Source organism: Subsaxibacter sp. CAU 1640, from assembly GCF_023156585.1.
GTDB lineage: Bacteria > Bacteroidota > Bacteroidia > Flavobacteriales > Flavobacteriaceae > JBPOFM01.
On sequence record NZ_JALNMI010000001.1, the window covers coordinates 76,999 to 90,333 of the forward strand.

At 38.7% G+C, this 13,335-nt stretch carries 10 protein-coding genes; all 10 read left to right on the forward strand.

The genetic code is table 11. The features are described 5' to 3' along the window. The first annotated feature begins 91 nt into the window (after positions 1 to 91). Entirely contained in the window at positions 92 to 5,068 is a 4,977-nt protein-coding gene (locus M0G43_RS00305) for a translocation/assembly module TamB domain-containing protein (protein WP_317231402.1), read from the forward strand. Positions 5,069 to 5,111: 43 nt separating this feature from the next. Continuing rightward, complete coding sequence (locus M0G43_RS00310; protein WP_248023777.1) at positions 5,112 to 7,367, forward strand: BamA/TamA family outer membrane protein; 2,256 nt, start codon at positions 5,112 to 5,114, stop codon at positions 7,365 to 7,367. Between the two features lie 27 nt (positions 7,368 to 7,394). Then, positions 7,395 to 7,865 (forward strand): nucleoside deaminase, encoded by a 471-nt coding sequence (locus M0G43_RS00315; RefSeq protein WP_248022499.1) that lies wholly within the window; start codon positions 7,395 to 7,397, stop codon positions 7,863 to 7,865. Positions 7,866 to 7,957: 92 nt separating this feature from the next. Continuing rightward, positions 7,958 to 8,293, forward strand: a complete 336-nt coding sequence (locus M0G43_RS00320) for an arsenosugar biosynthesis-associated peroxidase-like protein (RefSeq protein WP_248022500.1) — start codon at positions 7,958 to 7,960, stop codon at positions 8,291 to 8,293. Positions 8,294 to 8,365: 72 nt separating this feature from the next. Continuing rightward, positions 8,366 to 9,418 (forward strand): arsenosugar biosynthesis radical SAM (seleno)protein ArsS, encoded by a 1,053-nt coding sequence (gene arsS / locus M0G43_RS00325; protein WP_248022501.1) that lies wholly within the window; start codon positions 8,366 to 8,368, stop codon positions 9,416 to 9,418. Positions 9,419 to 9,433: 15 nt separating this feature from the next. Next, positions 9,434 to 9,928 (forward strand): rhodanese-like domain-containing protein, encoded by a 495-nt coding sequence (locus M0G43_RS00330; RefSeq protein WP_248022502.1) that lies wholly within the window; start codon positions 9,434 to 9,436, stop codon positions 9,926 to 9,928. Between the two features lie 4 nt (positions 9,929 to 9,932). Further along, the gene (locus M0G43_RS00335) at positions 9,933 to 10,613 is read left to right on the forward strand and encodes a TIGR04282 family arsenosugar biosynthesis glycosyltransferase (RefSeq protein WP_248022503.1); all 681 of its coding nucleotides are present in this window, start codon (positions 9,933 to 9,935) and stop codon (positions 10,611 to 10,613) included. Beyond that, positions 10,606 to 11,418 carry a purine-nucleoside phosphorylase gene (locus tag M0G43_RS00340; protein ID WP_248022504.1) on the forward strand — a complete coding sequence of 271 codons (813 nt, stop codon included), beginning with the start codon at positions 10,606 to 10,608 and terminating at the stop codon, positions 11,416 to 11,418. Before M0G43_RS00335 ends, M0G43_RS00340 begins: the two co-directional genes overlap by 8 nt. 4 nt (positions 11,419 to 11,422) lie before the next feature. Continuing rightward, positions 11,423 to 12,391: an arsenosugar biosynthesis arsenite methyltransferase ArsM gene (gene arsM, locus M0G43_RS00345; RefSeq protein ID WP_248022505.1), complete on the forward strand. Its 969-nt coding sequence runs from the start codon at positions 11,423 to 11,425 to the stop codon at positions 12,389 to 12,391. 45 nt (positions 12,392 to 12,436) lie between these two features. Continuing rightward, entirely contained in the window at positions 12,437 to 13,324 is an 888-nt protein-coding gene (locus M0G43_RS00350; RefSeq protein WP_248022506.1) for a sterol desaturase family protein, read from the forward strand. Positions 13,325 to 13,335: the final 11 nt, after the last annotated feature.

The following is a 13,335-nucleotide window of genomic DNA, read 5'->3' on the forward strand; positions in this document are numbered from 1 at the left end:
AAAAAACAATCAGACCCCAAGAAAGAGAAAGTTCCGTTGGCTTCGTTTTATGGGCAAGGTTATTCTTTGCCTCATTCTGCTCTTTGTCTTATTGGTATTTTTTTTAAGAAGTCCTTGGGGACAAGGTATCATTGTTGACAAAGTGGTCAATTATGTTTCAAAAAAGACCAACACCAAAGTCGAGATAGAAAAACTGTTCATCACCTTTGATGGCGACATTCAATTGGATGGACTTTATCTTGAAGACAAAGCAGGTGATACGTTGATTTATTCCAAATCCCTTGAAGCCAATATGCCAATTTGGCCCATCATCACTGGAAAAGGCATTGGCGTTGATGAGCTTAAATGGGAAGGTGCAAGAGCAAATATCATTAGAAAAGATTCCACTTCTGGCTATAACTTTCAATTTTTGATAGATGCATTTGCAGCGAGAGATACGGTCGCTACTACCACACCAGTGAAACCTATGGATATTGTCTTGGGAAAATTCAATTTGAGCAATATCGATGTGGTTTATAATGATGCCGTCACAGGTATAGACAGTCGATTCAAAATCGGAGCGCTCTATGCCAAAATGAACAACACTGATTTGGAACAGATGGTTTTTGAGGTTGACGATGTCGAACTGTCAAATTCAAATATCAAGTTTGTCCAATCTCCTGTTCCGTCGTCTGAAGAGGAAGCGCCTTTGCCTTTTTTCTCTGTTGAAAATGTAAAATTGAACAATGTTAAAGTGGATTATGCGTCTTATGGCGATAGAATTGCAGCTAAATTAGATATCGGACAACTGGAAACGCAGATACCGAAAGTAAATCTTCAAGAACAAGATTTTGAGATTGAAACCTTCAAACTCCATAACTCGACGATTGTGCTCAATACCGAAACGGAAAGTAACGCAATTACTCAAAAGGTCGTGGAAGTCACTCAAGATATCAAAAAAGATATTCAAACTTTTGAATGGCCAGAAATTCGGTTCACCCTTGGTTCTGCAGATTTTCAAAACAATAATTTTAGCTACTACGTCGGCAATGAACAAGCTCTTAAAGGGCAATTTAATCCAAACGCAATTGTATTATCAGAATTAAATTTTCAAGCCAATGACGTTTCAATTAAGGACAAAACAGCCACCCTAAATATTGAAAACTCCACGTTCAAGGAAATTTCCGGATTCGATTTGAAGGAATTGCAATTGGTATTCAAAGCAACCGACAATGTTTTGACCGTCGATAATTTAAAAACAGCTTTGAATAACAATCGTTTACAAGGCGAAGTACGATTGGATTATCCTGCGCTTTCAAAGTTGATAGAAACACCTGAACAATCCAAAGTTGCAGTCAATATTCAAAATTTCCAAGTTTCATTGAATGATGCCTTCCTCATTCAACCAGAACTGAAAAAGAATGCATACCTCAACACTTTAAGCAAAAAAATGTTGACTGGCACTACAAAGGCTGATGGCTACCTTTCAAATATCAACATTTCGAAAATGAACGTCAATTGGGGAAAATCTACTTCAATTTCTGCAAATGGAAACATCCAAAATGCGACAATTCCTGAAAATTTACAATTAAATATCCCAAGGTTTTCTGCTAAAACCAATCGGATTGATGTAACACAGTTTGTTGATGAAAATGAATTGAGCGTTCAACTTCCGGAAAGCATCCAATTGACTGGAAATGCAAAAGGAAATCTTGAAGATATTACGACCAACACAACCCTTACCAGCTCACAAGGTGAGGTCGTTTTGAATGGACGTTTGAAAAACGGTTCTAACATTCAATTTGACACTGATATTGCCATCAATAATTATGATTTAGGGCAATTGCTACAGAATGAACCGTTGGGAAATTTAAGTATGACTTTGAAAGCAAATGGAAGTGGTAAAACCATTAATAATTTGGACGCTCAAGTGGAAGCCAATGTTTCCGATTTTACTTATAATTCTTATGAAGTCAAAGATTTAAAACTTCAAGGCGATATAAAGGATGGACGTGGAAATATCACTTCTGATTATAAAGATTACAATCTGGATATGAGTTTGTACGCCACAGTGCAACTTGATTCAATTGCGCCTGAAGCCAATGCGGAATTGGACATCAGAGGTGCCGATTTAAAAGCTTTGGGATTGATGCAGCGTGAGGTTAAAACAGGAATGAAAGTGTTTGCCGATTTCAAAGGTAATGGCGAAAGTTATGATGTGGCTGCCATTGTGGATGATGGCGTAGTGGTTTATGACAACAAAACCTATTTGGTTGGCGACCTGAATGCTTTGGCGCACGTCAGACAGGACACTACATCTGTTTCAGTAAAAAATAAAGTGGTCGATTTGCTATTGCAATCTAACGCAGAGCCTCAAACGTTCAGCAAAGCGTTGCAACGGCATATCAAGAGTTATTTTTATCGGGATGAAGAAGTTCCAGACAGCATCACCAATCCAGTGAATCTCAAATTACAGGGCAAGATCATTCAAGCTCCAATTTTAAATGAAGTATTTCTGGTGAATGTGGAAGATTTGGACACGATTAAAATCGATGTTGATTTTCACGAAAAAGAGCGACAACTCAAAGCGAACATTACAGCGCCACACATCAATTACAGTGGTTACGAGTTGGACAGTTTGGCCTTTATAATGGATACCGATAAGGAGAAATTTATTTTCGATTTAGGTTTCAATAATATTAAGGCTGGTCCGTTCAACATCAAGAAAACTAAAATTGAAGGGAATCAAGCCAACAACGAATTGTCATTGAACTTTCTCGCTTATGACGATGAAGAAAAGTTAATTCAAATTGCAAGCAAAATCACCGGAAATCGTGAACTACTGCGATTTCACGTATTGCCAACCGATTTGATTTTGAACAAATCGCCTTGGAACACTCCAGCCACAAACGAAATTCTGATTTCCGAAAATAAATTGGCATTCAACGATTTCCGATTCACCAGAGACAATCAATCCATTGAAATTACTGATAAACTTTCGACCATTTCAAAAGACCATATCGCCATCGATTTCAATGATTTCAAATTGAGTGAATTCTTGAGTTATCTAAATCCTGACGAGCAATTTGCCACGGGCAATCTCAATGGTCAATTTATTGTTGAAGAACCTTTTACGAGTACTGGTCTCGTTGCCGATTTGGACATCACAAAGTTGAACATTATGCAAGTCGATTTGGGAACCTTATCATTGGATGCCAAATCTCTGGGTGGCAACAGTTATGATTTCAATGCTGCAATGAAAGGCGGCGAAGTTGATTTTGATTTAAAAGGTGATTATGTGGCCAATACTTCTGGTGCTAACCTCGACCTTAACCTAAATCTCAACCGTTTCAATATGACTGCCTTAAACGGGTTTACGCAAGGTCAAATCACAGAGGCGAATGGTAGTTTTTCGGGTAGCTTTAACGTAAATGGCACGACAACAGACCCAAGATATGAAGGCAATCTCACCTTTAACGATGCAAAGTTTAAAGTGGCAATGTTCAATGCTGGTTTTGCATTAAAAAATGAAACTTTGAGTGTCGATAATGAAGGGCTTTCGATGAACAATTTCACGATTCTTGATGAAAATCAAAACAGTTTTGTGGCTTCGGGAACTATCGGTACAGAATCCTTCATCAATCCTACATTCGATTTAAATGTCAAAGCAAATAATTTTCAGGTGCTGAATGCCAGCAAGGATGATAATGATTTCCTCTACGGAAAAGCAAGTTTTGCTGGTGAAGCCAAGATTACTGGCGATTTGGCGATTCCAAAAATCGATATGAATATGACAGTTGGTTCGGATACCGATGTCACCTATGTGATGCCAACCGCAACTGCAAATATCGAAGAACGCGATGGTGTGGTTATTTTTGTAAACAGAGATAATCCTGATGCTATTTTGACAAGAACCGCTGAAAAAACATCTACCATCAAAGGTTTCGATGTGTCTGCACTTTTGAAAATAGGCAAGCAAGCGAAAGTTACCATCGTGATTGACAAACAAACGGGAGACAATTTTTTTGTGGCAGGCGAAGGCGATTTGAATTTCAAAATGAATCCAAACGGAAATATGAATTTGGCTGGTGTTTATGAAGTGGATAGTGGTCATTATGAATTGAATCTCTACGGATTGGTCAATCGAAAATTCAGTATCGTTTCCGGAAGTCGCGTTGTTTGGTCAGGCGACCCTTTTGATGCGAAGTTGGATGTTAAAGCAATGTATGAGGTTGAAACATCCGCCTCTTCACTGATGGCTCCAGTGTTTTCAAGTGACGACCCTTCTGTGCGAGGAAGATTCCGTCAGGTATTGCCATTTTATGTGTATTTGAATATTGATGGACAGCTGATGGAACCAAAAATAAATTTCAGTCTCGATATGCCTGAAGACGAACAAGGTGCCATTGGCGGACAAGTTTACGGTCGTGTACAGCAACTTAATCAGCAAGAAGATGAATTGAACCGTCAGGTGTTTTCTCTATTGGTGTTGAATCGTTTTTATCCCGACCCAGGAAGTGATGGCAGTACTGGTGGTGTGGCATCTATAGCAAGAGATAATTTAAATGACGCCGTTTCTGACCAACTCAATGTGTTCTCTGATAAACTTTTGGGAAATACTGGTTTTGACCTCAATTTTGGTTTGGATAGTTATACAGATTATCAAGGTGCTGCGCCGCAAGAACGTACCCAATTGGATATTGCTGCACAGAAAAAATTGTTTAACGACCGTTTGATTGTGAGTGTTGGTAGCGAAGTGAATGTACAGGGAACAAATGCTCCAGGTGAGCAAACACCAGTCATTGGCAATGTCAGTATTGAATATATTCTAACGGAAAATGGACGTTATCGCATCAGAGGTTTTAGGCGAAATGAATTTGAAAACGTCATCGATGGCCAAACCATTGTGAGTGGTATCGCCTTGATTTTTACACAAGAGTTCAATAAATTCAATGAACTTTGGGATGCAATGTTCCGTTCGCAAACCAAAAAAGAGGAAGAAGAAGAGGCTAAATTGAAAGCTGCTGAAGAGGCGCAAAAAGCAAAAGAAGAAGCCACAGAGCAAAGTATGGAAGAGAAAAAAGATTAAAACACAACGATTGAAAACGTATTTTAAACATATTATAATAGGGATGTTACTCGGTGTTGCATTTTACTCGTGCAGCATCCGAAAATACATTCCAGAGAATGAACGATTGTACACAGGAGCTACCATCGAAATACAATCAGATTCGGTGATTAGAGGCGAAGAATATCTCAAGGAAGAATTACAAGGTGTTGTAAGTCCGGAACCTAATAGCAAATTTTTGGGAATGTATCTTGGGCTCTACTATCATTATAAAAATCAAAAGGAAAAACCTGGATTCATCAATCGTTGGCTCAATGACAAATTTGGAGAAGAGCCTGTTTATCAATCCGACGTTGAAGCCAATCAAATCAAGGATTTACTTCTGAATCGCCTTGAAAACAGAGGGTTTTTCTACAGTTCGGCCACGTCAGACTTTGAAGAGTCAGAACAAAAAGCATCCATCAATTACACATTGAAGGTTCCAACACCTTATCGTATGGAAACCTATCAAATGGATTCGATGCCTGCACCCATTCACGACGACATTAAAGCATTGGTTGATAAATCGCGCTTTAGAAAAGGTATCCGATTCGATTTGAGTTTTATGGAACGTGAACGCGAGCGCATCGATTTCAACTTAAAAAATAAAGGATATTACAATTTTGATGACAGTTTTCTCATTTTTGAAGCCGACACCAATCGATATGACAATAAACGTTTTGACCTCTATCTGAAATTGAAAAACGGTGTCCCAAAAAAGAGTTTCATTCCTTATAAGATTTCAAAAATCAACATTTATCCGAGTTATGAGGTTGCTGATTCCATCCAAACCACTTCAGAACGCTACAATGAAAAGAATTACATTCAAAAAGAGGTTTATTTTAAACCAAAATATTTAGACCCATTTATCAAAATTGAAGAAGGTGAGTTTTACAGTCCTGACAATTCCAGAAACACCGCCAGACGGCTTTCAACTATTGGTGCCTACAAATATGTAAACATTCAATATAAGGAAATCGACACCTTGGCTACTGACAGTTTAGGACTTTTGGAAGCCAATATTTATTTGTCGCCATTGACAAAACGTGCCTTTCGTGCAGAGTTGCAGGTGGTGACCAAATCGAACAACTTTTCAGGTCCAGGTTTGGCCCTTACGTATAGCAACAGGAATGTTTTCGGTGGTGGTGAAACCTATAACATTACGACCAAATTAGGTTATGAAGCACAACTTGGAGGCGGACAAAATGCTGGTAAAACAAGCCTGGAAATTGGTGTAAAAAATGAATTGATTTTCCCACGTGTTTTGTTTCCTATTAAAATTGAAAACGAGTTTTTCGAATATTCTATACCTAAAACAAAAACATCCATCAGTCTTGATTACCTGAATCGCACCAAACTCTATACCTTGCTTTCTGGCACAGCACTATTCGGATATGTTTGGGATGCCAATAGATATGTGACTCACGAAATCAATCCGTTGTCCATCAACTATACCGAACTCACAAATACAACCCCTGAATTTGAGCAAATTTTGAATGACAATCCGTTTTTAAGGAGAAGTTTTGAGCAACAATTCATTTCTGGTTTGACTTATGGTTTCACATATAATGGAATGGTCGATGCTGACCGCGCGCATCAAAAGTATTTGAATTTCACACTTGATGTCGCAGGGAACACCATAAGCTTGATGGATAAAGAAGAAACACCTGGTGCGCCAAAAACCTTTTTAGGATTGGAATATGCGCAATATGCCAAGGCTGATGTTGATATTCATTATCATTTTAATTTTGGACGCCGCCGAAACAAGCAAACCATTGCCGCAAGACTATTTGCTGGTTATGGATTGCCTTATGGAAATTCGGATGTCGTTCCTTTCGTGAAGCAATATTTTGCTGGTGGTCCATACAGTGTTCGGGCTTTTAGGATTCGGTCTTTGGGCCCTGGAACCTATAATGCTGATGAAGATGAAGACAATACTGGAAATTTCTTTGACAAAACCGGAAACATTCGGTTGGAAGCAAATATTGAATATCGTTTCCCGATTGTTTCCTATTTGAAAGGTGCCATTTTTGCTGATGCTGGAAATATTTGGAATTCCGAAGAGAATCCAACCTTTGATGGGAAAGATAAGTTCACCTCAAATTTTATCAATGAATTGGGAATGGGAGCAGGCTTTGGACTTCGCGTAGACATCCAAAGCTTTGTCATTCGTTTTGATTTGGCCGCACCATTTCACGACCCTTCAAAACGCGAAGGCGAACGCTTTAAATTTGATGTTGCAAAACCGATTCTTAATTTTGCAATAGGGTATCCTTTTTAAATAATCACTATCTAACTATCACATTTTATGGAAAAAGAAAAATTTATGCAAGAGGCAGTCAGTGCTGCCCTAAAAGGTATGGACAATAATGAAGGTGGACCTTTTGGCTGTGTTATTGTCAAGGATGGAAAGATTGTGGGACGTGGTAATAACAGAGTGACTTCCACAAACGACCCAACAGCTCACGCTGAAGTGACTGCCATTCGTGATGCCTGTAACAACCTTGGTTCTTTTCAATTGGACGGCTGCGAAATCTACACCTCTTGCGAACCTTGCCCTATGTGTCTTGGAGCTATCTATTGGGCTCGACCAGATAAGGTCTATTATGGCAGTAATCAACAAGATGCTGCAGCCATTGGTTTTGATGATGAATTCATCTATAAAGAGATTCCGTTACCTTACGAAAAACGAAGTATTCCTTTTGAACAATTAGCACGAGAGATTGCGTTGGAACCCTTTCAAAAATGGAGCGATAAGGAAGACAAAACCCTTTATTGACAGAAACCCATTTTTTTCTGTAATTAATCAACTTTAAAACGACTTAAAACCACATACGGATAGATTCCGTAGATATTTTAAACTACACAACTATGCAAAAAACTTATTACGACCCAGCAGACCTTAAGAAATTTGGTAAAATCTCTGAATGGAACGAAGAACTTGGAGGCAAATTCTTTGAATATTACGGAAAAGTCTTTGAAGAAGGTGCACTTTCCGAACGAGAAAAATCATTGATTGCCTTGGCCGTCGCACACACCATTCAGTGTCCTTATTGTATCGATGCTTATACAGGTGATGGTTTACAGCGTGGCATTACCAAGGAAGAAATGATGGAAGCATTACACGTCGCAGCTGCCATTCGTGGTGGCGCATCATTGGTACACGGTGTACAGATGATGAATAAGGTCAATAAACTTGAAATGTAAATGTCAGGTCGAGCGGAGTCGGGACCTAAATGACCTCTCGACTCCGCTCGAGGTGACACATAAAAATAATAAATGATAAAGTCCCTACATAAACGCGAAAGCGAACTTGCCGATAGCAAACGTCAACTCGAAATCCTTTCAAATGGCATTTTCCAACAAGGAGAACTGCCAACATTCAAGGAAAAGATTTCTGAAAGTGACCAATTTCCCCTGAAGGCGAGAAAACTCGAAATACTTCAAATCAATGTTGGCTACATGTGCAACCAAGTTTGTGAGCATTGCCACGTGGATGCAGGTCCAGACCGCAAGGAAATTATGACTCGCGAAACGATGAAGCAGTGTCTTGAAGTGATTCGTAATACAGGAGCTCATACCTTGGATTTGACAGGTGGCGCTCCAGAAATGAATCCAGATTTTCGCTGGTTTGTCGATGAGGCGTCAAAAGCAGGAATAAAAGACTTTATCGTGCGTTCTAATTTGACCATTATTAGAGCCAATAAAAAGTATCACGACTTACCGAAGTTTTTCAAATCTCATAATGTTCACGTGGTGTCTTCCATGCCGCATTGGACCAAAGGAAAAACGGACAAACAACGAGGTGATGGTGTATTTGACAAATCCATTCAAGCCCTAAAGGATTTGAATGCGATTGGTTACGGAATCCCTGACAGTGATTTGCGATTGGATTTGGTGTATAATCCTTCAGGCGCATTCTTGCCTGGAAACCAAGCCAGTCTTGAAAAGGATTTTAAAAAGGCTTTGATGGACGATTTCGGCATTCAATTTCATAATTTGTTTGCCTTGACCAATCTTCCTATCAGTCGCTTTTTGGATTATTTGATAGCTTCTGAAAACTACGAAGATTATATGTACAATCTTGTTGAAGCCTTCAATCCTGCTGCTGTGAGGAATGTGATGTGTACCAATACCATATCAGTAAGTTGGGATGGTTACCTTTATGATTGTGATTTTAACCAGATGTTGAATCTTCCCGTGAACAGCAAATCGAAGCATATTTCAGAATTTAACGAAGAGTTATTGGAAGGTCGAAAAATTATGATTTCACAACATTGTTACGGTTGTACCGCTGGCGCTGGAAGCAGTTGCCAAGGAAGTGTGGCCTAAATGATTTTTTATTGAGTGAAGCTTTCCCTATTCATAGTAACATCATTTTTCTCACTTCAAATGAGTGCACAAAAATCATTGGAGGAATTACTGAAAGTACACAATTCCAATGAGGTTCCTTACATTTCAGTTCAAGAATTGGCAATGCCGAAAACAAAAGCCATCATTTTGGATGCAAGGGAACAAAATGAATATGACGTCAGTCATTTGAAGGATGCTATTTTTGTTGGCTATAATGATTTTAATTTAGAAGCAATTTTCTCCAAAATTCCCAACAAGAAGGAAAAAATTGTGGTGTATTGTTCCTTGGGAATTCGTTCAGAAACCGTAGCTGATAAGCTTAAAAAAGCTGGCTACAAAAATGTTTATAATCTCTACGGCGGCATTTTTGAATGGAAAAACAGTAATTTTCCAGTTTTTGACAATCAATCGAAAGAAACCGACAGCATCCATGCATTTTCCAAACATTGGGCACAATGGCTTCATCGTGGGATAAAAATTTACAATTGAATAAATGGGTTTGTTAAGCAAAAAAGATTCCGCTAGCGACGATGACGCTGATTTTGATTTTCATCTTCCTACATCAGATAAAGCACTAATAATTTTCACCAGAAATCCTGAATTGGGAAAATGTAAGACTCGTTTGGCAGCAACTATTGGTGACGAAGCTGCATTGAAAGTTTATAAATTCCTATTGAATCATACCTGTGAAATTTCAAAAAAAACACAGTGCGACCGATTCGTTTTTTATTCTGAAAACATCCTGAAAAATGATATTTGGGATGCCGAATATTTCCACAAAAAGTTGCAGAAAGGTACTGATTTGGGCGAACGTATGAACAATGCGTTTGAAACACTGTTCGGAATGGGCTATAAAAAAGTATGCATCATCGGCAGTGATTTGCTCGACCTCCAAAGCGGCCTTATCAACGAAGCCTTTGACCAACTTGAAAACAATGATGCTGTGATAGGCCTAGCAAAAGATGGTGGTTATTATCTGTTTGCAATGGATGAATTGCTTCCAAAAGTTTTCATCGATAAAAAATGGGGAACTGATTCCGTGCTTTCCGAAACTTTGCAAGACCTTCAGAATTACGATGTACATTTATTGAAAGAATTAAATGATATCGATACCTTTGAGGATATGCAACACTATCCACAATTAAAACAATTTTATATTCCTGACAATGATTAAATTTATAAACGAAACCACCGAATATTTACAGGCAAAAGGCTTTGAAAATCCAGAAATAGGCATCATTCTTGGCACAGGATTGGGCCAGTTGATTAACGATGTTGAGATACTTCACGAAGTCAGTTATAATCACATTCCAAATTTTCCAACGGCAACCGTTGAATTCCACAAAGGCAAATTGATTTATGGCATTCTCGAAGGCAAAAAAGTCATCGTGATGCAAGGCCGTTTTCACATTTATGAAGGTTACACGCCACAAGATGTCACCTACCCTGTACGTATTATGGAAAAACTGGGCATCCATACACTTTTGGTATCGAATGCCTCCGGAGCTGTCAATCTGAACTTCAAAAAAGGCGAATTGATGCTGATTGATGACCACATCAATCTTCAAGGAGGTTCCCCGTTGGCTTTCAAAGGCGTGGAGCACCTTGGCGAGCGTTTTGCAGATATGAGTCAACCTTACGATGCAGAAATCAATTCAAAATTTGAAGATATCGCAAGAGAAAAAAATATTAAGCTTCACAAAGGTGTGTATGCATCAATGGTTGGACCTCAATTAGAAACACGTGCAGAATACAGAATGTTACAAATAATAGGTGCAGATGCTGTTGGGATGAGTACGGTTCCTGAAATTATTGTTGCCAATCATCTCAATTTAAAAGTTTCAGCTGTGTCAGTTTTGACAGATGAATGCGACCCAGATAATCTAAAGCCTGTAGACATCGCTGAAATTTTAGCGATGGCTGCAAAAGCAGAACCAAATATGGTAACGCTTTTTAGGGAATTAATTAAAACACTTTAAAAAAATGGGATATTTAGAAACCACTCACGATGTATACAAACAAGCAGCTCTGACGCCAGATGTTGGTTTATGCTGCACCACAAATCCTATTTGGGAGTTGCCAGGACTTAAAATTCCGCGCATCATGCAGGAAATGAATTATGGTTGTGGCAGCACTGTGCACGCCAGGGATTTGACCAATAATCCTAAAATTCTGTATGTTGGTGTAGGTGGAGGAATGGAACTTTTGCAGTTTGCTTATTTCAGTCGCCAAAAAGCTGGTGTTATCGGTGTGGATGTGGTGGATGAAATGCTCGAGGCTTCAAGAAACAATTTTAACCTTGCCGAGGAGCAAAATTCTTGGTTCAAAAGTGAATTTGTCGATTTGAAAAAAGGCGATGCCTTGAATCTTCCTGTTGCTGATAATAGCATTGATGTTGCTGCACAAAATTGTCTTTTCAATATTTTCAAGGCTGATGATTTAAAAAAGGCCATTGCCGAAATGTATCGTGTATTGAAACCTCACGGACGATTGGTGATGAGCGACCCAACCTGCGAGCAACCGATGAATGATGCGTTGCAAAATGATGAAAGACTGCGCGCTTTATGTTTGAGTGGAAGTTTGCCAATTGAAGATTACGTCAAAATGCTTACAGATGCTGGTTTTGGGACGATTGAAATTCGCGCGAGAAAACCATATCGTATTTTAGACCCTATGCATTATCCAACTGATGAATTAATCTATATAGAATCTATCGAAGTGGCAGCCATCAAAGACCCAATGCCAGAAGATGGTCCGTGTATTTTTACAGGAAAGGCTGCTATTTACTTCGGCTCCGATGATTATTTTGATGACAAAAAGGGTCACATTTTGTTGCAAAACCAGCCTTTGGCTGTTTGTGACAAAACAGCAAATGCATTGGCCGCTTTAAATCGAAAAGACATTTTTATCAGTCAATCTACCTTTCATTATGATGGTGGAGGCTGTTGTTAAGAATCACAATAAATTGACTAGATTTCCGCTTTCGCGCAAAAAAATATGGAAAAATATATTGAGGTTATATCAAAATCGTATCACAATTATTGGAACTACTTGAAACACCAAATTTTCGAGGTCAATAATTGGGACAACTTTTTTTATGGGTTGATTATCATTTCTATAGTGGTTTGGGTGTTGGAAATTCTTTTTCCTTGGCGAAAAAACCAATCGATTTTCAGAAAGGATTTTTGGCTCGACACGTTTTATATGTTCTTCAATTTCTTTTTGTTGAACTTAATTGTCTTGATTGCGCTTTCCAATACTGCTGCCGAGGTGTTTAATGATGTGCTTTCGGTTGTCGGGTTGCAACTTTCAGATTTGCAATTATTTGATGTAGACGATATGCCAAAAGCACTCGGACTTTTTATATTCTTTGTTCTTCGTGATTTTGTGCAATGGAACACACATAGATTATTGCATCGCGTGCCATTTCTTTGGAACTTTCATAAAGTACATCATTCTGTAAAGGAAATGGGGTTTGCTGCACATTTGCGTTATAATTGGATGGAACCAGTTGTTTACAACTCCTTACTGTACATTCCAATTGCCATTATTGGTGGTTTTGATGCCAAAGATGTTGCCATTATTTATTTTTTCGCCATCGCTATCGGTCATTTGAATCACGCGAATTTAGGCTGGAATTATGGACCGTTGAAGTATGTGTTGAACAATCCAAAAATGCACATTTGGCATCACGCCAAAAATTTGCCCAAACACGCAAAATACGGCGTCAATTATGGATTGACATTGAGCATTTGGGATTATATTTTTAAGACGAATTACATTCCTCACGATGGACGAGATATTGAATTGGGCTTTGAGAATGATGACAAATTCCCTAAAAATTTCATCGGACAGACGATTTATCCAATCAAAACTGAACGCTGATTTTTCTCGTA

Bases quoted from the DNA above. Each gene is read 5' to 3' on its own strand.
- M0G43_RS00310 (WP_248023777.1), top strand. From the start codon at position 5,112: ATGTTACTCGGTGTTGCATTTTACTCGTGCAGCATCCGAAAATACATT.
- M0G43_RS00315 (WP_248022499.1), top strand. From the start codon at position 7,395: ATGGAAAAAGAAAAATTTATGCAAGAGGCAGTCAGTGCTGCCCTAAAA.
- M0G43_RS00320 (WP_248022500.1), top strand. From the start codon at position 7,958: ATGCAAAAAACTTATTACGACCCAGCAGACCTTAAGAAATTTGGTAAA.
- arsS (WP_248022501.1), top strand. From the start codon at position 8,366: ATGATAAAGTCCCTACATAAACGCGAAAGCGAACTTGCCGATAGCAAA.
- M0G43_RS00335 (WP_248022503.1), top strand. From the start codon at position 9,933: ATGGGTTTGTTAAGCAAAAAAGATTCCGCTAGCGACGATGACGCTGAT.
- M0G43_RS00340 (WP_248022504.1), top strand. From the start codon at position 10,606: ATGATTAAATTTATAAACGAAACCACCGAATATTTACAGGCAAAAGGC.
- arsM (WP_248022505.1), top strand. From the start codon at position 11,423: ATGGGATATTTAGAAACCACTCACGATGTATACAAACAAGCAGCTCTG.
- M0G43_RS00350 (WP_248022506.1), top strand. From the start codon at position 12,437: ATGGAAAAATATATTGAGGTTATATCAAAATCGTATCACAATTATTGG.